General features: G+C 71.7%; 19 protein-coding genes and 1 pseudogene. 5 read left to right on the top strand and 15 right to left on the bottom strand.

Annotation, left to right across the window (positions count from 1 at the left end; genetic code table 11):
* Nucleotides 1-118 precede the first annotated feature (118 nt).
* The 3 genes from ACWD0Y_RS02915 to ACWD0Y_RS02905 form a co-directional block, all read right to left on the bottom strand.
* A complete protein-coding gene (locus tag ACWD0Y_RS02915; RefSeq protein ID WP_450258710.1) occupies nt 119-928 on the bottom strand; it encodes an SAM-dependent methyltransferase in 810 nt (269 codons plus the stop codon).
* A 61-nt stretch (nt 929-989) separates the two neighbouring features.
* On the bottom strand, nt 990-1,226 hold the full coding sequence (locus tag ACWD0Y_RS02910) for a DUF397 domain-containing protein (protein ID WP_028815506.1): 237 nt from the start codon (nt 1,224-1,226) through the stop codon (nt 990-992).
* Nucleotides 1,226-2,086: a helix-turn-helix domain-containing protein gene (locus tag ACWD0Y_RS02905; RefSeq protein ID WP_450258709.1), complete on the bottom strand. Its 861-nt coding sequence runs from the start codon at nt 2,084-2,086 to the stop codon at nt 1,226-1,228. Before ACWD0Y_RS02905 ends, ACWD0Y_RS02910 begins: the two co-directional genes overlap by 1 nt.
* Nucleotides 2,087-2,293: 207 nt before the next feature.
* Here ACWD0Y_RS02905 and ACWD0Y_RS02900 point away from each other — a divergent pair, with 207 nt between their 5' ends.
* The 3 genes from ACWD0Y_RS02900 (at nt 2,294) to ACWD0Y_RS02890 (ending at nt 4,609) form a co-directional block, all read left to right on the top strand.
* Nucleotides 2,294-2,734, top strand: a complete 441-nt coding sequence (locus ACWD0Y_RS02900) for an ATP-binding protein (protein WP_450258708.1) — start codon at nt 2,294-2,296, stop codon at nt 2,732-2,734.
* Between the two features lie 8 nt (nt 2,735-2,742).
* Nucleotides 2,743-3,237, top strand: coding sequence for a hypothetical protein (locus ACWD0Y_RS02895; protein ID WP_450258707.1), 495 nt, complete (start codon nt 2,743-2,745; stop codon nt 3,235-3,237).
* Nucleotides 3,238-3,358: 121 nt separating this feature from the next.
* On the top strand, nt 3,359-4,609 hold the full coding sequence (locus tag ACWD0Y_RS02890) for an SGNH/GDSL hydrolase family protein (protein ID WP_450258706.1): 1,251 nt from the start codon (nt 3,359-3,361) through the stop codon (nt 4,607-4,609).
* A gap of 62 nt (nt 4,610-4,671) precedes the next feature.
* Here ACWD0Y_RS02890 and ACWD0Y_RS02885 read toward each other — a convergent pair whose 3' ends face one another.
* Nucleotides 4,672-5,532, bottom strand: a complete 861-nt coding sequence (locus ACWD0Y_RS02885; protein ID WP_450258705.1) for an alpha/beta fold hydrolase — start codon at nt 5,530-5,532, stop codon at nt 4,672-4,674.
* 241 nt (nt 5,533-5,773) lie between these two features.
* Here ACWD0Y_RS02885 and ACWD0Y_RS02880 point away from each other — a divergent pair, with 241 nt between their 5' ends.
* Nucleotides 5,774-7,048: an MFS transporter gene (locus tag ACWD0Y_RS02880; protein WP_450258704.1), complete on the top strand. Its 1,275-nt coding sequence runs from the start codon at nt 5,774-5,776 to the stop codon at nt 7,046-7,048.
* A 69-nt stretch (nt 7,049-7,117) separates the two neighbouring features.
* Here the strand turns inward: ACWD0Y_RS02880 and ACWD0Y_RS02875 are convergent, their stop codons facing one another.
* The 11 genes from ACWD0Y_RS02875 to ACWD0Y_RS02825 form a co-directional block, all read right to left on the bottom strand.
* A complete protein-coding gene (locus ACWD0Y_RS02875) occupies nt 7,118-9,748 on the bottom strand; it encodes an ATP-binding protein (protein ID WP_450258703.1) in 2,631 nt (876 codons plus the stop codon).
* A gap of 133 nt (nt 9,749-9,881) precedes the next feature.
* Nucleotides 9,882-11,198, bottom strand: a complete 1,317-nt coding sequence (locus tag ACWD0Y_RS02870) for an MFS transporter (protein WP_450258702.1) — start codon at nt 11,196-11,198, stop codon at nt 9,882-9,884.
* A 191-nt stretch (nt 11,199-11,389) separates the two neighbouring features.
* Entirely contained in the window at nt 11,390-11,956 is a 567-nt protein-coding gene (locus tag ACWD0Y_RS02865) for a cysteine dioxygenase (RefSeq protein WP_450258701.1), read from the bottom strand.
* Between the two features lie 94 nt (nt 11,957-12,050).
* Nucleotides 12,051-12,956, bottom strand: a complete 906-nt coding sequence (locus tag ACWD0Y_RS02860) for a LysR family transcriptional regulator (protein ID WP_450258700.1) — start codon at nt 12,954-12,956, stop codon at nt 12,051-12,053.
* 153 nt (nt 12,957-13,109) lie between these two features.
* The gene (locus tag ACWD0Y_RS02855; RefSeq protein ID WP_450258699.1) at nt 13,110-14,174 is read right to left on the bottom strand and encodes a LacI family DNA-binding transcriptional regulator; all 1,065 of its coding nucleotides are present in this window, start codon (nt 14,172-14,174) and stop codon (nt 13,110-13,112) included.
* 300 nt (nt 14,175-14,474) lie between these two features.
* Nucleotides 14,475-17,213, bottom strand: a complete 2,739-nt coding sequence (locus ACWD0Y_RS02850; protein WP_450258698.1) for an exo-rhamnogalacturonan lyase family protein — start codon at nt 17,211-17,213, stop codon at nt 14,475-14,477.
* A 67-nt stretch (nt 17,214-17,280) separates the two neighbouring features.
* Nucleotides 17,281-17,844 carry a hypothetical protein gene (locus ACWD0Y_RS02845; protein WP_450258697.1) on the bottom strand — a complete coding sequence of 188 codons (564 nt, stop codon included), beginning with the start codon at nt 17,842-17,844 and terminating at the stop codon, nt 17,281-17,283.
* 6 nt (nt 17,845-17,850) lie between these two features.
* Nucleotides 17,851-18,720, bottom strand: coding sequence for a carbohydrate ABC transporter permease (locus ACWD0Y_RS02840; RefSeq protein WP_450258696.1), 870 nt, complete (start codon nt 18,718-18,720; stop codon nt 17,851-17,853).
* Nucleotides 18,717-19,721, bottom strand: a complete 1,005-nt coding sequence (locus ACWD0Y_RS02835; protein ID WP_450258695.1) for a carbohydrate ABC transporter permease — start codon at nt 19,719-19,721, stop codon at nt 18,717-18,719. The genes ACWD0Y_RS02840 and ACWD0Y_RS02835 overlap by 4 nt, the downstream gene beginning before the upstream one ends.
* Nucleotides 19,721-21,013, bottom strand: coding sequence for an ABC transporter substrate-binding protein (locus tag ACWD0Y_RS02830; protein WP_450258694.1), 1,293 nt, complete (start codon nt 21,011-21,013; stop codon nt 19,721-19,723). Before ACWD0Y_RS02830 ends, ACWD0Y_RS02835 begins: the two co-directional genes overlap by 1 nt.
* A gap of 190 nt (nt 21,014-21,203) precedes the next feature.
* The gene (locus ACWD0Y_RS02825) at nt 21,204-22,277 is read right to left on the bottom strand and encodes a glycoside hydrolase family 43 protein (protein WP_450258693.1); all 1,074 of its coding nucleotides are present in this window, start codon (nt 22,275-22,277) and stop codon (nt 21,204-21,206) included.
* Between the two features lie 488 nt (nt 22,278-22,765).
* Between ACWD0Y_RS02825 and ACWD0Y_RS02820 the strand changes: the two are divergent.
* Nucleotides 22,766-23,989: pseudogene (locus ACWD0Y_RS02820) on the top strand (immunoglobulin-like domain-containing protein); the annotation flags it as partial.
* Between the last annotated feature and the right edge of the window lie 9 nt (nt 23,990-23,998).

Below are 23,998 nucleotides of genomic sequence, written 5' to 3'. Positions count from 1 at the left end.
CTCCGCCGCGCGGGGGCTCCGCCCCAGACCCCGCTCCTCAAGCACCGGAGGGCGTCCAGGGGTCTGGGGGCTTGCCCCGGACCGGTGAGGGGCGGGCAGCAGGGGGGGGAGGCCGTCGTCAGAGCTTGCGGGCCACGCCCGTGTAGCCCGGGATCGGGTCGTCGCCCGCGGTCTCGACGACTTCGCCGAGCTCGGGATGCCAGTCGGCGGCCAGCGAGACGCCCGGCTCGACCAGCTCGAAGCCGTTGAAGAACGCGGCGAACTCCTCACGCGAGCGCGGCCGCAGCGTGAGGCCCCTCGCGGAGTACATCGCGGCCGCCTTCGCCGCGCCCTCGGGGTCGAAGTCCCCGGTGACGTGGGAAAGGACCAGGTAGCTGCCGGACGGCAACCGGTCCATGAGGCGGTTCACCAGCGCGTGCGCACCGTCCTCGTCGCCCACGAAGTGCAGCAGCGCGACGAGGGACAGCGCGACCGGCTGGGTGAAGTCGAGCGTCTTGCCGGCCCGTTCCAGGATGAGGTCGGGTTCGCGGGCGTCGGCCTGGATGTACTCGGTGGCACCCTCGGGGGTGGAGCGCAGCAGCGCCTCCGCGTGGGCGAGCACGATCGGGTCGTTGTCGCAGTAGACGACGCGCGCGTCGGGCGCGGTCCGCTGGGCGACCTGGTGGAGGTTCGGCTCGGTCGGTATGCCCGTGCCGACGTCGAGGAACTGGCGTACGCCGTTCTCGGCGAGCCAGCGCGTGGCACGGTGCATGAACGCCCGGTTGACCCGTGCCATGTCGCGCCCCCGGGAGTCCAGGGCCAGGAGCTGGCGCGCCATCTCCTCGTCCACCGGGTAGTTGTCCTTGCCGCCCAGGAACCAGTCGTACATGCGCGCCGGGTGCGGTTTGCTGGTGTCGATCTCGACGGCTGTGTGGTCTTGCCCGGTCATACGGCGCTCCGTGGGTAGCGGTGGACGGTGGACGGTGAGGAACGGGGGGCGGCACGGTGGTTCAGGTGAGCAGGAAGTCCGCCTGGCCGGCCTTGGCTCCCTGGATGAAGGCGGCGATCTCACCGGGGGTGTAGATCAGCGCGGGGCCCTCGGGGTCGGCGGACTGGCGGACCGCGACCCTGCCGTCGGCCAGCTTCATGGCCTCGATGCAGTTGCCGCCGTTGCCGCCGCTCCACGGCTTGTACCAGCCCTCGGCGGGCAGGTCGTTCGCGGGCATGCCGTTGTATATCCGGTCCATCACAGCTCCTTGCGGAGATCCTTGAGGATCTCCTTCGTGCGTTGTGCAGTCGCGGCCTGGGCCGCCATGCGATCCATGACTTCGAGGTGGGACGCCACCTCGGAGCGCGAGTCGAGATAGACCGCGCCGGTCAGGTACTCGCTGTAGACCATGTCCGGGAGTTCCGGCACGGCGAAACGGAAGAGGACGAAGGGGCCGTAGGTTCCGGGGTGGTGTCCCGTCGCGAACTCGGCGATCTGCAAGGTGACGTTGGGCATGTCGGCGGCCTCCAGGAGGCGGTCGATCTGCTCCCTCAGCACGTCCGGGCTGCCGACGGGCCGGCGCAGGACCGTCTCGTCCATGACGACCCACAGCTTCGGGGCGTCGGGGCGGGTGAGGAGGCTCTGGCGCTCCATGCGCAGGGCCACGTGCCGCTCGATGGCGTCGGGCCTGGTCTGGCCGACGGCTCCGCCGCGCATGATGGCGCGGGCGTAATCCTCGGTCTGCAGGAGACCCGGTACGAACTGCGGTTCGTACGCCCTGATGAGTGACGCGGCACCCTCCAGGCTGACGTACATGCTGAACCAGTCGGGCAGGATGCCGTGGAACCGCTGCCACCAGCCGGGCCTGTTCGCCTCCTCGGTCAGCTCGACGAAAGAGGCGATCTCCTCCCCGGGGAGCCCGTACGCCTGCAGCAGGAGCTGTACGTAAGGGATCTTGAGCGCGACCTCGGCCGTCTCCATCCTGCGGACGGTGGCCGGGGTGACGCGGAGCACCCTGGCGGCCTCTTCGCGGCTCAGGCCGGCTCTCTCGCGCAGGTCCAGCAGACGCTTGCCGAGGACGACCTGTCCCACCGTCGGGGCGGACCGCGGTTCACTCACTTCAGACCTCCCCATGGGCTGTTGCGAGCAGTGTGCCACGCGGCCGCGAGCAAAGAAATGACACTCTGCAATTTTCACAGTGCCCCTTGCCAAGTGTCGCGTTCAGGAGGAGAGTTGAGTGGCGAACCAGTTCACGCGGATGCCGCACGCCGCCCCCGGGGGGAGGCAGTTGTCCGGCGCTGCCCCCCACACCGTGAGGAAACGCTCGTGGCACCAGGCACTGCGCTCGTCCCCCAGCTCATGGACCTATGCCGGGGGACAGCCATACGCCGGTACGGATTCGAATTACCCGCACGAACGGAGTGCGTGGCCGCCGCCCGACGCCTGACCAGGCAGCAGCTCACGCAGTGGGACGTCGACGAGGACGCCTGCGACACGGCGGCTCTGATCGTCACCGAACTGTTCACCAATGCCGTGCTGCACACCGCGAGCGAGCACGTCGCGTGCGAACTGCGCGACAGCGACGGCCGGCTGCGTGTCGCCGTGAAGGACCAGGGAATGCGTCCCACCGGGCCGCAGCTGCGCCAGGCCGGCCACGAGGAACACGGGCGCGGGCTGCAGCTCGTCGACGCCCTGAGCAGCTTCTGGGGAACGCGCGACGTCGCGGACGGCCCCGGACGGATCGTCTGGGCGGAGCTTCCTTGCTGAGGTCCGTGATGACCAGCCTGCCGGCCGGCCGCCTTTCGCGTGCCCGCCGCCGTGCGAACCGCGAGCACGGCGGGCCCGGTGAGCACGGCGGGCCCAGTGAGCACGGTGAGCACGGCGGGCCCAGTGAGCACGGTGAGCACGGCGGCGGGCGGGTCCGGCTCCCCGTGCCGCCCGGTCTCTCCGCACCGCTCGGCTGCGACGCGGTGGGCCTTCCCGCGCGGCACGGATTCCGGATGATGGCGCATCTGTCCCGGCCCGGCTGCGTCTTCGCCGACGCCGACTGGTGGTGGTGGGTCGTGCCGGCCGAGTCCGACCACGGCCTCCTCTGGCCGCAGCCGGCCCAGTACGTTCCCGGGGTGTACGTACCCGCGACGCGTCCGCGCCTGATCCACTCGCCGGAAGGCAGCTCGCCGTACACGCCGCCGATTCCGCTCTACCTGATGGCGTGCCGCGTCGCGGACACCGCTCCGGCGTGGTCCACTGTGCCGCACCAGAGTCCCTGACCCCCTTCGCGCGAGCCACCGCTGCCGGTTTCGCACCCTGGACAACACGCGCCGTGCCGGGAGTCAATTCCCTGAGTGCCGTTTCCGGCACGCCCATGCCCAGGGGAGGGATCTCCGCGCCATGAACAGACCCGTGTCGCGCACACACGCCCCACGCTCCCTGGCGGCCGTCGCCGTCGCGATAGGGACGCTCCTCGCCTCGGGGCCGCCGTCCACCGCCGCCCCGTCCCCCGGGGCCTCCGCCGCGCGCGGCACCACCCCCGTCGTCACCTGGGCCGCCAGCACGGACCGGCTGTCCACCGCGGGCGCGGCCCCCGAACGCACGTACCGGCTCGTCGTGCACACAAGCGCGGGCGGCAGCGGGCTGCGGATCCGGCTCTCCAACGCCTTCGGCGACCAGCCGGTGACGTTCGGCCGCGCCTACGCCGGGCTGCGCGCCACCGGCGCCGCGCTGGTGCCGGGCACCAACCGGCCGCTGACCTTCGCCGGATCGCCCTCGGTCACCGTCCCGCCCGGCGGGTCCGTCCACAGCGACCCGCTGCCCGGCCCGGTCCGGCCGCGGTCGGACCTGGCCGTCAGCGTGTACGTGCGGCAGGCGGGCGGCGCCGCGACCGGCCACAAGATGGCCCTGCAGACCTCGTACGTCGCCCCCGCCGGAGACCACGCCGCGGACGACTCCGCCACGCCCTACACCCAGAAGATCACCTCGTGGTTCTACCTCGACGCGGTGACGGTCGACGCCCGGCGCGGCACCGGCGCCGTGGCGACGCTCGGCGACTCGATCACCGACGGCGCCGTCTCGACCCGCGACACCAACCGCCGCTGGCCCGACTTCCTGGCCCGCCGGCTGGACGCCGACCCCGGCTCGCGCATCAAGGGCGTCGCCAATGAAGGCATCTCCGGCAACAAGGTCCTCAGGGACGGCGCCGGCGAGAGCGCGCTCAGACGCCTCGACCGGGACGTGCTCTCGCAGCGGGGCGTGCGCACCATGGTCCTGCTCGAAGGGGTCAACGACATCAAGGCCGTGCCCGCGCCGACGGCCGCCGACCTGATCACCGGTTACCGGCAGCTCGTCGGCAGGTCGCACGCCGCGGGGGTGTGCGTCGTCGGGGCGACCGTCATGCCGTACGAGGGCTGGCGGGAGTGGACGCCGGCGGGAGAGGCCGTACGGCAGGAGGTCAACGCCTTCATCCGCGACAGCGGCGTTTTCGACGCGGTCGTCGACTTCGACGGGGCGCTCAAGGACCCGGCCGCGCCGTCACGGATCCTTCCGGCGTACGACAGCGGCGACCACCTCCACCCCAACGACCTCGGGATGCGGACGATGAGCGACACCGTCGACCTGAAGAGCCTGCGCTGCTCCAGGCGTTAGCGCCCCGGCCGGACCTCCCCGAGCCGGGCGGGAGGCGGCCGGGGCGGTCGTTCCCGCCCGGGTCAGCCGCCGAAGAAGTCTCCCAGGGAGGCGGCGAGCGCGTCCGGGGCCTCTTCGGCCACGTGGTGCCCGGAGTCGATGCCGTGGCCGCGTGCGTCGGGCGCCCAGCGCCGCCAGATCTCCAACGGGTCTCCGTAGAGCTCTTCGAGATCGTCCTGGAGCGACCACAGGATCAGTGCGGGGCACCGGACCCGTGTCCCGCCGGCCCGGTCGGCCTCTTCGTGGTGCCTGTCGACGGTGAGGCCGGCCCGGTAGTCCTCCAGCATCGCCCGCACCACGTCGGGGTTCCTCGTGGCCTCCCGCCATTCGTCGTAGTTCTCCTGCCCCATGCTCCGCGGGTCGCCGCGGTACCAGCTGTCCGGGTCCGCGTTGATGACCCGCTCGGGTATGTCCGGCTGGGCGAAGAAGAACCAGTGCCACCACTGCGTGGCGAACTCGGCGGTGATGCGGGACAGGTGCTCGGTGACGGGCAGGCAGTCGATGAACGCCGCCCGGGACACCGCTCGGGGGTGGTCGAGGGCGAGACGTAACGCGACGGCGCCCCCGCGGTCGTGTCCGGCGAGCGCGAACCGGGCATGCCCGAGGGAACGCATCACCGCCACCATGTCGTCGGCGACGGCACGCTTGGAATGACCCGAGTGGTCCGCAGTGGGCGCCGGACCGCGGGACCGGCCGTATCCCCGCAGGTCGGGGCAGACGACCGTGAAGCCCCGTTCGACGAGCAGCGGGGCGACGCGGTGCCAGGTCGCGGAGGTCCGGGGGTGGCCGTGCAGCAACAGCACCGGCGGACCCTCCCCGCCGTGGCGGACGAAGACGGATGCCTCACCGGTCTGGACCCGCCCGGTTTCGAAGCCTTCGAACATTGTTTCAGCCTCCTTCGCAGGTGCACCAGGAAGCTGCCCCTTCGACCGGCCGGCCAAAAAAAGTCCCGCGGACGGCACCCGTGGGGGCCACGCGCCGGCAGACGCCGCCGGCGGCCCGGGCGATGACGAGCACGTCCCGGCGGTACGAGGCGGCGCGGAAGCGACCGGCACCTCGGAGAGCTGAGCGCCGGCGCCGCAGTGGGGCGATTGACGCCGCTTCCACCGGGGGAGGGTCATGATCATGACACAGACCCTCGCCCCTGCGCGCCGCCCCGTCCGGCAGTTGCTCGCGGCCTCCGTGGGCAATGCCGTCGAGTGGTACGACTGGTACGCGTACACCTTCCTCGCCACCTACATCGCCGGCCAGATCTTCCCCCCGGGCACCGGGAACTCCCTCGTCCCCCTGCTCTCCACCTTCGCCGTCTTCGCCGTCGGCTTCTTCATGCGGCCCGTCGGCGGCCTGCTGATGGGCGCCGTGGCGGACCGGCACGGGCGGCGTGCCGCGCTCACCGTCACCATTCTCCTGATGGGCGGCAGCAGCCTGCTGGTCGGCCTGACACCGACGTACGCGTCCGCGGGGATCCTCGCCCCTGTGGTGCTGGTCGGTGCCCGGCTGCTCCAAGGGCTGTCCGTCGGGGGTGAGTTCGCCGCCTCGACCACCTTCCTGGTGGAGTCCGCCGGACCCGGCAGGCGCGGTCTCTTCTCCAGCTTCCAGTACGTCTCGACCACCGTGGGCCAGCTCGCCGCGTCCGGCATCGCCGCCGCGCTCGTCGCCGGTCTCGGCGAGGGGGCGATGGAGGGCTGGGGGTGGCGCGTTCCGTTCGTCGTGGGCGCGGCGCTCAGCCTGGTCGGGTTCTGGATCCGTCGCGGGGCCCAGGAGACGCTCGCCACCGAGCAGGTGCGCAAGTCCCGTCCGGGCCTCTTCGACGCCCTGCGCCACCACCCGCGCCAGTCGCTGCTGATCTGCGGCATCACGGCGGGCGGCACGATCGCGTACTACACGTGGACGTCCTACCTGCCGACGTACGCCGAACTGAACGCGGGCATCGCCAAGTCCGACGCGCTGCTCGCGGGCACCGTCTCGCTGGCCTTCTTCGCGCTGCTCCAGCCGGTCGGCGGACTGCTCTCCGACCGTTACGGCCGCAAGCCGCTGCTGCTGTTCTTCGGTATCGGCTTCGTGCTGCTGAGCGTGCCGCTGCTGCGCTCCGTCAACGGCTCCTTCATGTCGCTGCTGCTCGTGCAGTGCGCGGGGATGGTCCTGCTCACCGGCTTCACCTCGATCTCGGCGGCGGTCAACGCGGAGATCTTCCCGGCCAGGGTGCGTGCCGCCGGCATCGGTTTCCCGTACTCCCTCACGGTCGCGCTCTTCGGCGGGACGGCGCCGTACGTGGGCACGCTGTTCAAGGAGCTGGGCCGCCCGGGGCTGTTCCCGTGGTACGTCGCCGCGCTCTGCCTGGTGTCCACCGCGGTGTACTTCCGGCTTCCCGAGAGCGCGCACAAGGAGCTGGAGCGCTGATCCCGGGGAACGACGGTCCGAAGCAGTCCCGAGCAGGCCGGAACAGGCCGGAACAGGCCGGAACAGGCTTCAGAGCGAACTCAGTGCCTCCCCGGCCCGCGTCACCAGTCCGTCGGCGCTGCACTTCTCCGCGAGGGCCAGGCCCCGGGCCAGCTCGTCCTCGGAGCGCGCTGCGATGCCGTACTCGACGCGGGCCAGGGCGTGCTCGTACGCGCAGGGGGAGTTCTCGAGGAACGCGACCGCCTTGGCCAGCAGTTCCACGGCCCGCTCCCCCTCCTCCAGGGCCGCGGCGCAGCGCAGTGACTCCCCGATGGCGGTGTCCGTGCCGAAGCGCTCCGCGCGGTCGCGCACGTAGGCGGCGAGGGCGGCCGCGCGGCCGGGGTCGTCGGCGGCCACCGCGCGGGCGAGGTCGCCCGCCCAGGGGGCCATGACACCGTTGTGCCGGCCACGCGCCGCCAACGCCTGCCCGGCGGCTTCGAGTTCGACGACGGCTTCCTTGGTGCGGCCCTGGGCCAGCAGCAGTCTTCCGCGTACGCACCGCGCGTCGGGGACGACGATCGACGACGGGTACGGCGGGGCGAACCCGTGGCGGTCGGCCGCTTCCTGGGCCTCTTCGGTCCTGCCCCGCGCGAGCAGCGTGTCGATGAGCATGCAGGCGGCGTCCCAGTGCATCGGCAGGCCGTTGCCGACGCGCTCGGCCAGGCGCAGGCTCTCACGCAGGTACGCCTCGGCCTCGGCGAGCCTGCCGCGCCTGCGCTGGAGGTAGCCGACGAGGGCGTGCGCGAAGGCCAGGTGGCCGCCGCTCCAGCCGGAGATCTCGAAGTCGCGCAGTGCCTGGTCGAAGAGGCTCTCCGCCCGGTCGAGGCGGTCGGCGAAGGCGTACGCGAGGCCGAGCAGGGCCGGGGGCTCGAAGCCCCATTCGGTGTTGGTCCAGCCGAGGCCCGGCGCGAGCCGGCCGTCCAGCAGGGCGCGGTCGCAGATCTGGACGATCTCCTCCGCGTTCTCCCCGCGCGCGGCCGCGTCGAAGGCCCTCAGTATGAGCAGCGCGCGTTCGGAGTTGTCGCGCCCCTGGAGGCCGTCGGTCATCTCGGCGAGGCGCCGGGAGCGTCCGGGGCCGTCGTCCTCGGCCGCCTGCACGCCCTCCCACAGGAAGTGCACGGCCTGGAGGCGCATCCGGGCGGGGCCCGGGGCGGTCCTGGCGGCCTCGGCGGCCACGACCTGCGCCGCCTCCCGCGTCTGGTTGTTGTGGGTGAGGGCCTGGGACAGCCGGAAGACCGCGTCCACGCGCCGGCCGGCGTCGAGACCGCGCATGCCGAGAGCGGCCGTCAGGTGGCCGACGGTGGTGGCGGGTGAGGTCAGCAGGGTGGCACAGCCCAGTTCGTACAGGACTTTCGCGTGCTCTTCGGGCAGCGGCGGCTCCAGGAGGGCGCGCTCCAGGCAGCGCCTGGCGGCGTCCGGGGCGCCGACGGCGAGGTGCTCGGCGGCGGCCTCGCGCAGTTGGGCGACCAGCTCCGGGTCGTCGTCCGGGTGGACTTCGAGGAGGTGCCTGGCGGCGGCAGCGGCGCCCAGGCCGGCCCGGGTGAGTGTCCAGGCGGCCCGGCCGTGCATGGCGGTGCGGGTGGCCGGCGGCATGGCGCGGTAGACGGCGCCCGCGATGAGCGGGTGGACGAACTCCATCGGGTCGCTGCCCGCCAGGATGCGGGCCGCGCGCAGCCGCTGTGCGCAGTCGGCGGCCTGGTCGCGGTCCAGGCTCGCGAGCGACGCGGCGAGGTCCAGTGAGATCTCGGTGCCGAGGATGGCGGCCGCCCAGGCGAACCTGGTGGCGGCGGTGCCCAGTTCTTCGAGCCTGGCGATCAGGCCGGTGCCGCGCGCGGACGCGCCGAGGGCGCGCAGGGCGCCGGCGGAGCCCTCCACGGGGTCCAGGTTCTCGTCGCGCACCTTGGCGACGAGCTCCACGGTCTCGTAGAGGTTGCCGCCGGTGACCGCCCACACCTCACGGCAGAACGGGTCGTCCGCGTGCTGCCCGAGCGCGGCCCGTGCGAGGCCGGCCACGGCTTCGGGGGTGAGCGCCCGCAGACAGACGCACTGGCGGGCGACGGCCTCCACCGCCCGGATGCACTCCGCCGTGTCGCCGGTGGGTTCCTCGGGGCGGTACGCGATGACGACGAGCACCGGGAGGTCCTCGCGCTGGACGAAGGACGCCAGCCAGCCGAGCGTTTCCAGATCGGACCAGTGCGCGTCGTCGACCACCATGACCAGCGGCCGGTGCGTGGCCGCCAGCCGCAGGACGAGGGCGTCCAGGCCGTCACGGACGCCCTGGGGATCCGCCCGCCCGTCGGGCGGCGCCACGCCGAGCGCGGGCCCGATGATCTCGTACCCGTCACCGAGCAGCTCCCTGGCGTCCACGACGCCGGACAGGGCGAGGGCGGGCTGCAGGAGTTGCCGTACGACGTGGAAGGGGACGGAGATGACGGCCTCGCCGCCGCGCGCGGACCACACCGTGCACCGTCCGGCGGCGAGCCGCCGGATCTCGGACAGCAGCGCTGTCTTGCCCAGGCCGGCCTCGCCGCTGCAGACGAGGACTCCACCGGCCGGCGTGTCCGCGCAGAGCGCTTCGACGGCGCGCGTGGCGGCGGCGAGTTCCGTCTCCCGTTCCAGCAGCGGGACGGTGACCGGGTGCTCCGGGACGGGCACCATCATCCCTCCCCAAAAGATGGCGGAACCCGAGCGTAGCCCGGCAGCACCTCGGTGCGGAATCGATCGGCGCACTTTGATCCAGGACGAGTGAACGACCGTTACCCGCGGGCCCGGTCACCGGCCGGCGTCCCGCCGGTCAGGCGGCCGCCGCCGCGGCCGCGGCGCCGGCTCCGCTCCGCTTGCTCCGGCGGGCCGCCAGCGGCACCAGCGAGATGGCCACGGCTCCGCAGAGCCCGGCCACCGCGAAGGCGGTGAATCCCCAGTCCTGCATGCCGTTGGCCACCAGGGCCCCGCCCAGCGAGGGGCCGACGACCGCCCCGAGCCGGCCGACGCCGGTGACCCAGCCGAGGCCGGTGGCGCGCTGGCCGGGTGCGTACACCGTGTTGGTGGCGGCGTAGACCATCACCTGGGCGCTGAACAGCCAGACACCGGTGAGGAACACGACGCCGTACATCAGGGCCAGTCCCAGCTCCTGACCCATCAGCAGCGCTCCGGCGGCGGTCAGGACGAACCACAGGGCGGAGACGCGCACCGCGCCGAAGCGGTCGGCGGTGCGTCCGGCGACCAGCATGCCGACGATGCCGCCCGCGTTGACGACCATCAGGAAGCTGATGGAGGAGGTGAGGCCGTACCCCGAGGCGCGCATCAACTGCGGGAGCCAGGTGCTGACTCCGTACACGAGGAGCAGACCGCAGAAGGACGCGGCCCACAGCAGCGGGGTCGCCCAGCGGCAGCCGGGGGCGAACAGCGCGAGCACCGAGTCCCAGCGGCCCTTGGCCCCGGCGGCCGGCGCCTCGGCGGGCTCGGGGCGCTCCAGTCCGTACCGGTCGGCGATCGCGTCGGCCTCGGCGCGGCGGCCGCGGGCGAGCAGCACGCCGGGCGACTCCGGCAGGTGGCGCACGAGGAGCGGTACGGCGACGATCGCGGGAGCGACACCGGCCCAGAACACCCAGCGCCAGCCGAACGCCGGGGCGAGGGACAGGCCGAGGCCGGTGGCCACCATGCCGCCCGCGTGGTACGAGGTCATCAGCAGCCCGGTCGCGAGGGCGACCCGGCCGCGCGGGGCGAACTCCATGACCATGGCCAGGCAGGTGGGCATCAGTCCGCCGAGGCCCAGGCCCGCGACGAAGCGTCCGGCGCCGAAGAACGCGGGCCCTTCGGCCAGCGCGCAGAGCGCCGAGCCGAGCGAGAAGAGGATCACGGACCAGATCACGACGGGCCGCCGGCCCAGCCAGTCGGTGAGGTTTCCGGCGGCCAGCGCGCCCAGGAGCATGCCGAAGGTGGTCCAGCTGCCGATGGTGCCCGCACTGGCCGGGGTCAGTCCCAGGCCCTGGTCGTCGAGCATGTGCGGCATGACCGCGCCGTAGATGTTGACGTCCATGCCGTCGAAGAAGACGGCCAGCCAGCACAGGCCGAGTACGAGCGCCACGGGGCGCAGGGATCTCTGGGGCATGGGGAACCTTCGGGTCGGATCGGGGCGGGCGGATCGGGGGCGGGCCGGATCAGGGCGGAGCGGGGCGGAAAGGGCGGAGCGGGGCGGAAAGGGCGTGCGTTCGCCCAGTGAACTTAAGTTCGTGATCAGTTCGCCCCGCAGTTTCCGCCCGCCCTCCGCGCGTGTCAATGGGTCTGCGGGCAGCGGCGTACTCAGAGTCCGGGGCTCATCGCGTACACCCGCCGGACGCTCGTGCCGAGGCGCGACAGGTCCGCGCCGTACACATGCAGGGAGATCGCCACGTCCGTGCCCGTGTTCCAGACCTGGTGGATGTCTCCGGGCGGCGCGAACCCGCACACCGTTCCCCGTGGGTTGACGACGTCCTCCGTCGCGACCAGCCGCGCCGCCGTGCCGTCGCAGGACGGGACCAGCCGGTAGCGCCGTTCGTGTTCGGCGCCCGCGTGGACGCCGGTCGTGCACCACGCCACATGGTCGTGCACGGGGGTGCGCTGGCCCGGCAGCCAGACGAGCGCGACGAGCGAGAAACTCCCGTCGCGCTCGGCGTGCAGCAGGTGCTGGCGGTAGCGCTCGGGATCGCCCGCCCGCTGCCCGGCGGTGAGCAGGTCGTGGGCGCCGAGGTGCGGCGCGATCCGCTCGCCGACGAGGTACGCCGTCGGGTCGGGCGGCAGGCCGAGGGCTACGGCCTCGCGGACTTCGGAGATCAGTACGGCGAGACGCGTGGTCGTGCGTCCGGTCATGGCTGTGGTCTCGGTGGTCATACGGGCAGCCTCGCGCCGCCCGGCCCGCGGCGTCCAAGGAGGATTCGTGCGGCAACGGCCAAGCTCCGCTTATGGGTTTACGGGCGGGGCGCCGTCAGCAGCCGATCTTGTTCGCCGCGACCGTCCTGAGCTCCCCGAGCACCAGCGCCGTGGCCGGGATCCGCAGCCGCTCGCGCAGGACATACGCCGAAATCCGGCGCCGGGACGCCGGCTGCAACGCCCGCCCCGCCACTTTCGGGTGGCGGAGGAAGTTGAGGACCAGGCCCGGCATCATGGCCACTCCGAGTCCCTCCGCGACGAGGCTCTGCACCACGAGGTTGTCGTCGGTGGTGAAGGCGATGTCGGGGGCGAAACCCTGTTCGGCGCACTCGTGCAGGAAGTGGACCCGGCAGCGGGGACAGCCGGTGATCCAGCGTTCGTCCGCGAGGTCGGCGAGCCGCACCGCGCGCCGCCGCGCGAGCGGATGCCCGGCCGGCAGCAGGACCAGCAACTGGTCCTCCATCAGCGGTACTTCGCCGACCTCCTCCGGCACGTCCTCGTGCGGCCCCGGATAGGTGAAGGCGAGCGCGATGTCGCATTCACCGCGCACGAGGCGCCGCAGTGACCGGGGCGGCTCGTCCTCCAGGAGTTCCACTCCCACCCCGGGGTGGCCGGCGGCCAGCAGGGCCATGGCCTCGGGGACGAGGGTGGCGTTGGCGCTGGGGAAGGCGCAGACGCGTACCCGTCCCGCGCGCAGCCGGGCGAGGGAGTCCATCTGCTGCCGGGCGGCGGACATGTCGTCGAGGATGACGGCCGCGTGCCGCGACAGCGTCTCCCCCGCTTCGGTGAGCCGCAGGCCACGGCCGGCCCGGGTGAACAGGGGCGTACCGGCGTCGCGTTCGAGCGCCTTCATCTGCTGGGTGATCGCGGGCTGCGTGTACCCCAGGGCACGGGCGGCGGCGGAGTACGAGCCGGTCCTGACCACTTCGTGGAAGGTCCTGATGTGCCGCGTGTCGAACACCCGTGAAGCATAAGCAGGTTTTGGGGCCTGCGGACATTACTCATTCAGCCGTGATGGACGGCCCGGCCGACGGCGGCCCGGCCGGTGACGCGGACGGCGACGCGCAGGTGCCGGCCGCCAGGGTGGCCGGTGGTAGGGAGCTTGGCCGACGGGTCAGCCTGCGCGGGGTGGCAGCGTGGAGCGGCGTACGACCAGTTCGGGCTGGAGCACCACGCGCTGGTGCTCGTGCTCGTGCTCGTGATCGGGGTCGGGGTCGGGGTCCAGCGCGGTGGCGGTCCCGGTCTCCTCCAGGAGGAGACCGGTGGCCATGGCGCCCATGGTCGAAGCGGGCCGGCGCACCGAGGTGAGGGGGACGGCGGCAGCGGCGGCGAATTCGATGTCGTCGTACCCGACGATCGCCAGCCGGTCCGGCACGCCGACACCCGCCGCGTACATCGCCTGGAGCACGCCGAGCGCGAGCAGGTCGTTGGCGCAGAACACGGCGGTGGGCCGGTGCGCGTCGGGCAGGCCGAGCAGCCGGGCGCCCGCGTCGCGGCCCGCCGCCACGTCGAGGCGGCCGGTGGGGATCTCCTTGAGCGCGCCGGGCTCCAGGCCCGCCTCGGCGAGTGCCGTGCGGGCGCCGTCGCGGCGGTCCTTGACCTGCTGGAGCCGGGCGGGGCCGCCGACGAACGCGATGTCGCGGTGGCCCGCGTCGACCAGGTGGCGTACGGCGAGTGCCCCGCCGGTGACGTCGTCGACGGAGACGGAGCACCCGTCCCGCCCCCCGGCGACACGGTCGACGAGGACGAAGGGGATGCCGTGGCGGCGGAAGTCCTCGATGGTGCGGCCGGTGGCATCGGCGGGTGTGAGCAGCACGCCGCGTACCCGCTGTTCGGCGAAGAGGCCCAGGTAGTCGGCCTCCTCGGCGGGGCTCTGGCCGCTGTTGCAGAGCATGACGCCGAGCCCTGCCGCGCGCGCCGCGCGTTCGGCGCCGCGCGCGACCTCCACGAAGAACGGGTTGCCCATGTCGAGGACGAGCAGGGCGATCATGCGGCTGCGGCCCGCCCGGAGCTGGCGCGCGGAATCGCTGCGCACATAGCCCAGTCGGCTGATCGCGGACAGCACCCGGATCCTGGTCGGCCCGGCGACGGTGTCGGGCCGGTTGAGGACGTTCGACACCGTGCCGACCGAGACCCCGGCGGCGCGGGCCACGTCCTTGATGCCCGGCAGCTGTGCCATGGCCAAGACCCTGCCTTCTTCCTTCGGCCGGCGGGCGTCGGACCCGGCCTCCGCCGCGCCACGCCCGCCCGCCCCCGAGTCGTTGTGAATGGTTCGGTCCGCAGAGCCCGCCGGCCCCACAGATACTGACGCCGCGTCGGATGTTGAGCCGTACGCCCCGCACCGCGGCGGCCAGGGCCGGGCCCGCCTCGGCCCCCGGGCGCCGAGGCGGGCGGAGACGTCCCGGGCGGTGCCCTTGCCGCGCCGGTGCCGGACGACGGCGGGGCGCCCGGCGCGGCCTGCGGCGTCCGGTCGTACGGCCTACGGCATCCGGTCGCCGATCAGCGCCAGGTTCTCGATGGCGGCGAGGCCGTACAGCGCGGTGTCGTTGGTGTAGACCCAGTTCGCCTCGCTGCCCGGCACGAGCGTGACCGGCCCGCTCACCTTCTCCGTGGTCCACGGCGACGACTCCTTGTAGCCGTCGCTGTTGTAGAACTTCTCCCAGGCACGCTTGGCCAGCTTCTCGTCGCCGCTCTGCACCGCCGCGTACGCGTCGAGCCGCGAGTGTCCCTGGAAGAGGATCAGCGAGCCGAAGTTCTTGCCGTAGCGCGCGGCCTGTTCGGCCTTGGTGGCGTTGAAGTAGCGGCAGTAGTCGAGGTACGCCTCCTTGAACTCCGGCATGTCGACGAGGTGGATCAGCTCGGCGCACAGTTCGTTCAGCCCGAAGACCGCCGACAGGTGCGAGACCTCGACCTTGGGCTCCTTCGCGACGGCGAACCGGCCGGTGTCGAGGTCGTACAGGCCGCTGCCCTGGACGAAGCCGTTGGGCTGGGCGGCGATCGTCTCCATGGTGGACAGCACCCGGGCCTTGGCCTTCGCCGCCTTGGGGCCGCCGCGTTCCCACTCGGTGAGCCAGGCCGAGACCAGTCCGCTCCAGTCGGTGCCGAAGCCGACGGACAGGGCGTGCCGGTCGGGGGTGTACGGCTCGGTGCGGATCTTGCGGATCGGGTCGAGGGCGAGGAAGGTCTCGTCGGAGTCGACGTTGGCGTGCATGAGGTCGCCGGTGCGTTCGTCGGCGGTGAGGAAGTAGTAGAAGCGGCGGTAGGTGGTGTTGGCGATGCGCTGCTGCTTGGCGCTGTCCGCGTAGTGCTGGATGCCGTGCCGGGTGCCGAGGCCCGCCCAGGTGCCGAGGTGGTAGACGTCGACCTCACCGGTGTGACGGGTCATGGCCTCGGCGAAGCGGAAGATGTCGGCGCGGCCGGAGCGCAGGTAGGCGTACCAGAGCCAGAGGTCGGGCGAGAGCTCGGAGTTGTCCCAGGCGTAGCCGCCGACGTCGTAGCGCCACTGGTGGCGGGCCGGGTCGTAGCTGTGCATGACGTCGCCGTAGTCCCAGAAGCCGTACCAGCGCCGCATCTCGACCTGGTCCTTGTAGTAGGTGAAGAGGAAGTCCAGGTGGTCCTCGATCTTCGCCTTGGCGGGCACGGACCGGTCGGGCTCGGAGAACAGGCCGCCGAAGACCTTGGCCTTGATCAGCTGCCTCGGCGGGGCGGCGAGCTGGGGCGGGGTGCGGACGGCCGTCACCTCCTGCGCCAGCGCGGCGGCGTCCGGTGTGGAACCGTGGGCCCAGAAGAGGAGTTCGCTGGTGCGGGCGATGCCGTACGGGGTGCCGAAGCCGGGCTCGTAGTCCTCGTAGGTGATGTTGAGACCTTCGAGCTGTTCGGCGTAGGTGTCCTGGCCGAGGCCGTCGTGGTAGAAGCGCAGGTCCATGGGCGGGGCCTCGGGCGACCAGAGCCAGAGCGTGACCTCGGCCTCGTCGGTGTGCGCGCCGCGGATGTCGAGTCCGGCGGGGTGCTTCTCCCAGAAGTCGCGCAGCCCGAAGGAGAGTCCGCCGCTCGCCCCGCCGACGTAACCGAAGCCGGAAGCGCGGCGTCCGCCGCCGGCCGGGATCCAGCCGTGACCTTCCTTGGTGCGCTTGCGCAGGGTGAAGCCGTCGGCGGAGAGCTGGCTGAGGGTGTAGTCGCCCCAGGTGGGGATGAGGTGGAGGCGGCTGGTGACGCGCTGGTCCCAGGTGGCCGGGTCGGGCAGCTTCTTCCCCTCGAACTGCGCGGCCTGGACGGCGGCCCCCGGGTCGCGGCGCAGGCCCGTGATGCCCTTGACGGCTTCGCGCAGCAGGCCCGTGCCGTCGCCGCCGATCCGGATGTGGCGGTCGTACGCCTCGTCACGCATCGGCACGGTGAAGCGGACGCCGAGGCCGCGGATGAAGTCACCGCTCGCCTTGCCGGGCTCCTGGGTGCCGTCGTACGTGATGGTGTGCACCATGCGGAACGACTCGGCGCCCGCGTAGAAGTAGAGCCGTACGGAGAACGGCAGCCAGCTGCGGTTCCCGCGGCGGTGCCTGCCGTCGATACGGACGACGGCGCGGACGGGTCCGTCCTGTTCCACCTCAGCCCCGGAGATGGCGCTCTCGAAGCGTTCGTACTTCGTGCTCCCCTGGTCGCCGTCCTCGATCTCGCCCTGTCTGAGGAGGACGAGCCGTCCGTCCTTGGCGATCTCGGTGGCGCCACGGCGGACGGACTTCACCAGGGTCGAACCGCTCTTGCCGATCTTCGCGGTGATGACGCCCGTGGACACGTCGATCGTGCCGCCGCCGGCGGAGACCGTGACCTTGCGGGCGGGCGCGGCCGGCGTCCCGGCGCTGAGCGTGAACGCGGCGGCGGTCGCCTCGGGGCCGACGGCGTGCGCGGTCCACTTCAGCGAGCCGTCGGGCCAGTGGGCGAGCGGCCAGGACTGGACGGGGACGTCCTCGCCCTCGGCGGTGGTGAGCGTGAACGTCTGGTCCTTGTCGTACGCGCCCTTGGGCCACGGCACTCCGAGGGTGGCGCCGGGGGCGGCTCCCAGACCGGTGTCCTCCAGCCACTTCAGGGTCACCGGGTCCGTGTCGGCGGCGTCGGCCCGGGGCGCGGCCTGGGCGTCGGCGGTACCCAGCGCCCAGCTGAACTGGGCGGCGGCGCCGGCGACCGCCGCCGCCTTGAGGAGGGACCTGCGGGGGATCGGAGACATCGTTGTGCCCTTCCGTTGGGGGGGAAGCGTGGTGTGAGGCGTGGTGGGGGTGAGGGATGCGGCGGCCTCAGCGGGTCGCGTACCGCTGCTCCACGGCGACGGCCGCCGCCGTGACGGCGCCGATCACCGGCACTGCCAGCGGCGCCACGAACCAGGCGGAGGCGGCGGTCACCGCGAATCCGCCGACGATCAGGAGCGATCCGGCGGGGTCGAGGACCGTACGCCGGCCCGCCGCCCCCAGCAGGACGCGCCAGGAGGCCGACGGCTGCCAGTCGGCGGCCGCCCGCAGCCCCGCCACCGCGCAGCCGATGAAGGCGAGGATGCCGACCGTGCCGACGAGGGGGCCGCCGGGCAGGCCCGCCCGTACCGCCGCGAGGTCCAGCCACAGCAGCCAGGCCACCGCCCAGCCGGCCAGGCCCACGGCCCAGCCCCGTCGGGCCGCGAGACGGAAGTCGGCGGCGAACTCCCGCCACCCGGCGCTCTCCTCGCCGGCCAGATGGCGGCGCAGGTGCCGCGCCCCGGCGGCGAGCGCCGCGGGCCACGTCACCAGCGGGAGCGAGGCGAGTGCGATCCACACGCCGGTGAGCAGGCACTCGGCGAAGACCCCGAAACGCTCCTGGAAGCGGGCCATGGCCGCTCAGCCCTTCAGGCCGGAGGTGGCCATGCCGTCGATGAGGTAGCGCTGGAAGGCGAGGAAGAACGCCAGCACGGGCAGCAGCGCCACCAGCGACATGGCGATCATGCCGCCGTAGTCGGCGACCGCGTCCTGGTCGACGAACATCTTCAGCCCCAGCGAGACGGTGTACTTCTCGGGCTCGTTGAGATAGAGCAGCGGGCCCATGAAGTCGTTCCAGGCGTTGATGAAGGTGAAGATCGCGCTGGTGATCAGGGCGGGGCGGCACAGGGGCAGCACGATCGACCAGTAGATCCGGAAGTGTCCGCAGCCGTCCAGGCGCGCCGCCTCATCCAGTTCCTTGGGCAGGGCGCGCATGAACTGCACCATGAGGAAGACGAAGAAGGCATCGACGGCGAGGTACTTGCCGAGCAGCAGCGGGACCATCGTGTTGATCAGTTCCAGCTTCTGGAACAGCACGTACTGCGGGATCATCAGGACGTGGTACGGCAGCAGCAGCGTGCCGATCATCAGGGTGAAGAGGAGGTTGCGCCCCGCGAACCTGATCCTGGTGAAGGCGTAGGCGGCCAGCGAGCAGGAGATCACCACTCCGCCGACCGAACCCACGGCCAGGACGGTGGAGTTGACGAAGAAGGTGGAGATGGGGATGCCCGCGATGCCTTCGGTGAGCCGCGTGTAGTTGGCCACGATCGGATCGGTCGGCAGCAGGTCGAGGCTGCCGATGATCTCGTTGCCGGGCTTGAAGGATCCGCCGAGCACCCAGACCACCGGGTAGAGCACGACGGCGAGTACCGCCAGCGCGCCCAGGTGCCAGCCGAGTGATCCGGCGCGCCTGCGCCGGCTTGACGAGGTGGGGTCGAGAGTAAGGGTCACCGGGCGTTCTCCTCGTAGTGCACCCAGCGCTTCTGCGACCAGAACAGCACCGCCGTCACCAGGCCGACCGCTATCAGCAGCATCCAGGCCATGGCGGAGGCGAAGCCCATCCGGCTGTTCTCGAAGCCCTGCTGGTAGAGGTAGCAGGTGTAGACGAGCGTGGCGTCGGCGGGCCCGCAGGGGTTGCCCTGGCCGCCGAGGATGTACGCGGAGCCGAAGATCTGGAAGGAGTGGATGGTTTCCAGCAGGACGTTGAAGAAGAGCACCGGGGAGATCATCGGCAGGGTGATGTTCCAGAACCGGCGCCAGGGACCGGCGCCGTCCATCTCGGCCGCTTCGTACAGCTCGCGCGGCACCTGCTTCAGCCCGGCCAGGAAGATGACCATGGGCGCGCCGAACTGCCAGACGGTGAGCGCGACCAGGGCGTACAGGATCATGTCGGGGTCGCCGACCCAGCCGCCGGCGTCCATGCCGAAGAGCTGCTGCGTACGGTCGACCACGGCGTCGTCGGTGAACAGCGCCCGCCACACGACGGCGACGGAGACGCTCGCGCCGATCAGCGACGGGGCGTAGAACGCGGCCCGGTAGAAGGCCTCGCCCCGGCGGCTCTGGGCGAGCAGCAGGGCGACGCCGAGTGCGGCGGCGAGTTTCAGCGGCGTACCGATGACGACGTACTTGACCGTGACCTCGACCGACTTCTGCCAGCGGGGGTCGGCGAACATGTCGCTGAAGTTCTGGAGGCCGATCCACCGGGGCGCGTCGAAGAGGTTGTAGTCGGTGAAGGCGAAGTAGAGCGAGGCGGCCATGGGGCCCGCGGTGAGGAGCAGGAAGCCGGCGATCCAGGGCGACATGAAGAGGTAGCCGGCCAGGTTCTCGCGGCGGTTGCTGCGCCGCAGTTGGGCGGGGCGCTCCGTGCCGCCCCGCCCGGCACCGGGCGGGGGCTCGGTGCGGGCGGCCGCCGGCGGCGGGGCGTGTCCGGTGTGCGTCACTGTCCGCCCCATCAGGCGTTCGCGGTGAAGGCCGTCTTCGCCTCCGTGAAGAACTTGTCGACCGCCTCGCCCGGTGACGCCTTGTCGAGGCTCATCTCGGTGGCGAGGCGCAGGAAGGCCGCCTCGATGACATCGGCGCCGGCGGGGTGCGGGGTGATGGGTTCGAGCACGCCCGTCCCGGCGATCTTCGTCTCGTACTCCGAGATCTGCTTGCTCACCTTGTCGGTGGGCTCGAACGCCTCGAACTGCTCGGTGGTGGAGAGCACTCCGCGGTCGTACCCCATGATCCGGCCCACCTCCGGGTCGTGGACCATGAAGTTGATGAAGGTGGCCACTTCCTTGGGGTGCTTGGTGCGGGCGGTGCCGCTGAGCATCAGGGAGCCGAGGTACTGGCCCGTCTTCTTGCCGTCGGTCGTCGGGATGGGCGCGATGCCGTACGAACTCTTCCCCTCGGCGGCGTAGCGGACGGTGAAGTTGTCCCAGGTGAACTCGCCCGCCGAAAGCCCCCCGGCGGTCGCGGCCTTGGGCTTGATCTGCTCGACCCTCTTGGCGTCGCTGTAGACGCCGGACCTGATTCGTTTCATTGCTTCGGTCCACTCGGCTTCGAGGTCGCTCTCCTGGAAGCCGAGTCCGTCCTCGGTGAAGAACGCCTTGCCCTGCTGCCGCAGCTTCAGGTCGTAGTAGTACATGATCGAGTGCGGCCCCGAGTCGCCGGGGACGCCGGTCCTGTTCTTGATCTTCTGCAGACCGGCGTACCACTCGTCCCAGGTCCAGCCGAACTCGGGCGCGACACCGGCCTTCTCGTAGACCTTCTCGTCGATGATGTAGCCCATCGAGTTCGAGCCGACCGGCAGGCCGAGCAGCTTGCCGTCGATCTCGGCGAACTTCTCCAGGCCGGCGCGGAAGTTGTCGGTGCTGAGGTTGCCCGCCTGGACCTGGGGATTCAGGTCGAGGAGCACGTTGCGGGCGGCGTACTTGCGCAGGAAGGTCACCGCGTTCTGGATGACGTCCGGCGGGTTCCCGCCCGCCGCCTGCGTGTTGAACTTCTTCCAGAAGTCGACGTAGGGCTGGAAGTCCGTCTTGACCTTGATCTTCGGGTGCTTCTTCTCGAAGAGGGCGATCGACTCGTTGATCTTCTTGGCGCGGTCGTCGGCGCCCCACCAGGCATACCTGATGGTGACGGGACCGCCACCGGAGGAGCCGCTGCCGCCCCCGCACCCCGCGGCGGTCAGCCCCACGGTCGCCAGTGAGGCGCCGGCCGCCTTCAGGAAGGTACGCCTCTCGACATGCCTGGTTGTGCGCATGGTTCACCCCTTCGGCTGGCGATTGAATCGTTTTAGGAAAGCGCTTGCCGGGGCAATGTACGAGTGCCCGCCGGGCCCGTCAACGGTTTGCGCAGGAGGTCGGTGAATCAGCTGCCGGGCGCACGGCCCGGCACTGCGCCCGCGTCGGCGGCGGAGCCGCGGACGCGGGCGGGAGAGTGGCGCCGGCGCGTCAGGGGCGCCCCTTGCCGATGAGCCTGACCGGTCCGTCCGCGACGGGGACGCCGAAGTCCGGGGTGCCGTCCGGCTTCCAGCGCAGACGCTGGACGCGGGTGTGCCGGTTGGGGTCGTGCAGCGGGTCGCCGCTGATCTCCTTGTACTGCCGGGCGTGGTAGACGAGGACGTCGGTACGGCCGTCCTCGGCGACGGTGAAGGAGTTGTGCCCCGGGCCGTACTGACGGGTCGTGTCGTTGCTCGTGAAGACCGGCACCGGCGACTTCGCCCAGGCTCCGGGGGCGAGCAGGTCGGCGTCCTCGTCGGCGGTGAGCAGGCCCATGCAGTAGTTCGCGTCGGTCGCGCTCGCCGAGTACGTCATGAAGAGGCGGCCGTTGCGCCGGATCACCGCGGGCCCCTCGTTGACCTTGAACCCGATGCGCTCCCAGTCGTACTCGGGCGTGGTCAGGCGCACCTGGGGCCCCGTGAGGGTCCACGGGTTCGCCATCCGGGAGAGGAAGACGCCCGTGTTGTGGTCGATTCCGGGCTCGTGCTGCGCCCAGGCGAGGTAGCGGCCGCCCCGGTGGGTGAAGGTGGTGGCGTCGAGCGAGAAGGTGTCCCAGGCGGTGGTGAGCTGCCCCTTCTCGGTCCAGGTCCCCTTGAAGGGATCGGCGTTCCGGTTCTCCAGGACCCAGATGCGGATCTTCCAGACGTCGTCGGCGGGCGCGGCGGCGAAGTAGATGTACCAGGCCCCGTCGATGTGGTGGATCTCGGGCGCCCAGATGTGCGCCGCCATGTCACCGGTGGTGTGCCGGCGCCAGATGACGGACTCCTCGGCCGTCGCCAGACCGGCGAGGGTGCGCGAGCGGCGCAGGATGATCCGGTCGTACTCGGGCGAGGTGGCGGTGAAGTAGTAACGGCGGTCGGTGTGGCGGTGGATGTGCGGGTCGGCGCGGTGGCGGACCAGGGGGTTGGCGGGGGCGGCGACGGCGTGGGCGGGGGTCGCGACGGCGGGAACGGCGGCGACGGCGCCCAGCGCGAGGGCGCCCTTCAGCACTCCTCGGCGGGTGGCCGGTATGTGATCGCGGCTCACGGAGCCCTCCTCAGGGAAGCGTTCGACATGTCGAACGATGTACGAAATCCTGTGCAGCGGAGACGGTAATCGGCGGCGGGCGCGCACACCAGCCCCCTTGGAGCGCGACCGAAGGGTTTCCCGTTCGACCACCCGAACGCCGCGCTTGATTTCGAACGGATTCCGTCCGGGGCCCTTGTCGGTACGTCGGGCGAGGGGTTAGCGTCCCGCACCGTCAGGGCGTCGCGCCCTGCGGGGCTCTTCCCTCCTGTCCGTCCCTTCCCGAACCGGGGCAAGTCCCGGACCCCCGACGCCCTTCGGGCGTGTCCCCGACCTCCCCCGGGCTTCGTCCGGGGGACCCCCGACGGGCCCGACGCCGCCGCTCGCGGCACCCCCCGAAAGGACCCGCGCCCTTGCGCCCACGCATCCTGTTGCCCCTGCTGTCCCTGCTGGCCGGCCTGCTGGCCGTACCGGGGAGCGGCCTCGCCCACGCGGAGCCGGCACCCGGCGACGACATCGCGGCCACCGCCCTGGCCGCCCGGGAACTCACCGTCCACCACCTCGACGACGTACGCGGAAATCTCACCCTGCCCACCGCGGGCTCCCACCGCACGGCCGTCCACTGGGCCTCCGACGAGCCCTCCGTCATCGACGCCACCGGTCTCGTGCACCGGCCCAAGCACGGCAAGGGCCCCCGCGCCGTGGAGCTCACCGCGACCGTCACCCGCGGCGAGGCCCGGACGCGCCGCACGTTCACGGCCACCGTTCCCGCGCTGCCGAAGAAGCGGAAGTACACCGGCTACGCCTTCAGTTACTTCACCGGTGAGGGAACGTCCGACGGCGAGCAGGTCCGGATGGCGCTCAGCCGGGGCAACGACCCCCTGCACTGGCAGGAGCTGAACGGCGGCAAGCCGGTGCTCACGTCCACGCTCGGCACCAAGGGGCTGCGCGACCCGTTCGTCATCCGCTCCCCCGAGGGCGACAAGTTCTACCAGATAGCCACCGACCTGCGGATGCACGGCGGCAGCGGCGGCAGCTGGGACCAGGTGCAGCGCACCGGCAGCAAGTCCGTCATGGTGTGGGAGTCCACCGACCTCGTCCACTGGACCGACCAGCGCCTGGTGAAGGTCTCCCCCGACACCGCGGGCAACACCTGGGCGCCGGAGGCGTACTACGACGAGAAGCTGGGTTCGTACGTCGTCTTCTGGGCGTCCAAGGTGTACGCCGCCGACGACCCGGACCACACCGGCGCCACGTACAACAAGATGCTGTACGCCACGACGCGCGACTTCCACACCTTCAGCGAGCCCGAGGTGTGGCACGACCCCGGCTACTCCGTCATCGACTCGACGGTGATCCGCCACGACGGCAGCTACTACCGCTTCACCAAGGACGAGCGGAACAACTCCTCCACCACCCCGTGCTCCAAGTTCATCACCGCCGAGAAGTCCGGCGACCTGCGCTCCACGTCGTACGGCTTCGTCGCCGACTGCATCGGCAAGGGCGCGATCGCGCGCGGTGAGGGGCCGACGGTCTTCAAGTCCAACACCGAGGAGAAGTGGTACCTGTTCATCGACGAGTTCGGCGGTCGCGGCTACATCCCCTTCGAGACCACCGACCTCGACTCGGGCAGGTGGACGGTGTCCGAGAACTTCGAGCTGCCGGCCAGTCCCCGGCACGGCACGGTACTGCCGGTGACGAAGGCGGAGTACGACCGGCTGCTGGACGCGTACGCCCGCTGA

It is taken from the genome of Streptomyces altiplanensis, from assembly GCF_053591575.1.
The sequence above is the reverse complement of the archived record's forward strand: the minus strand, read 5'-3'. Positions and strand labels throughout refer to the sequence as shown.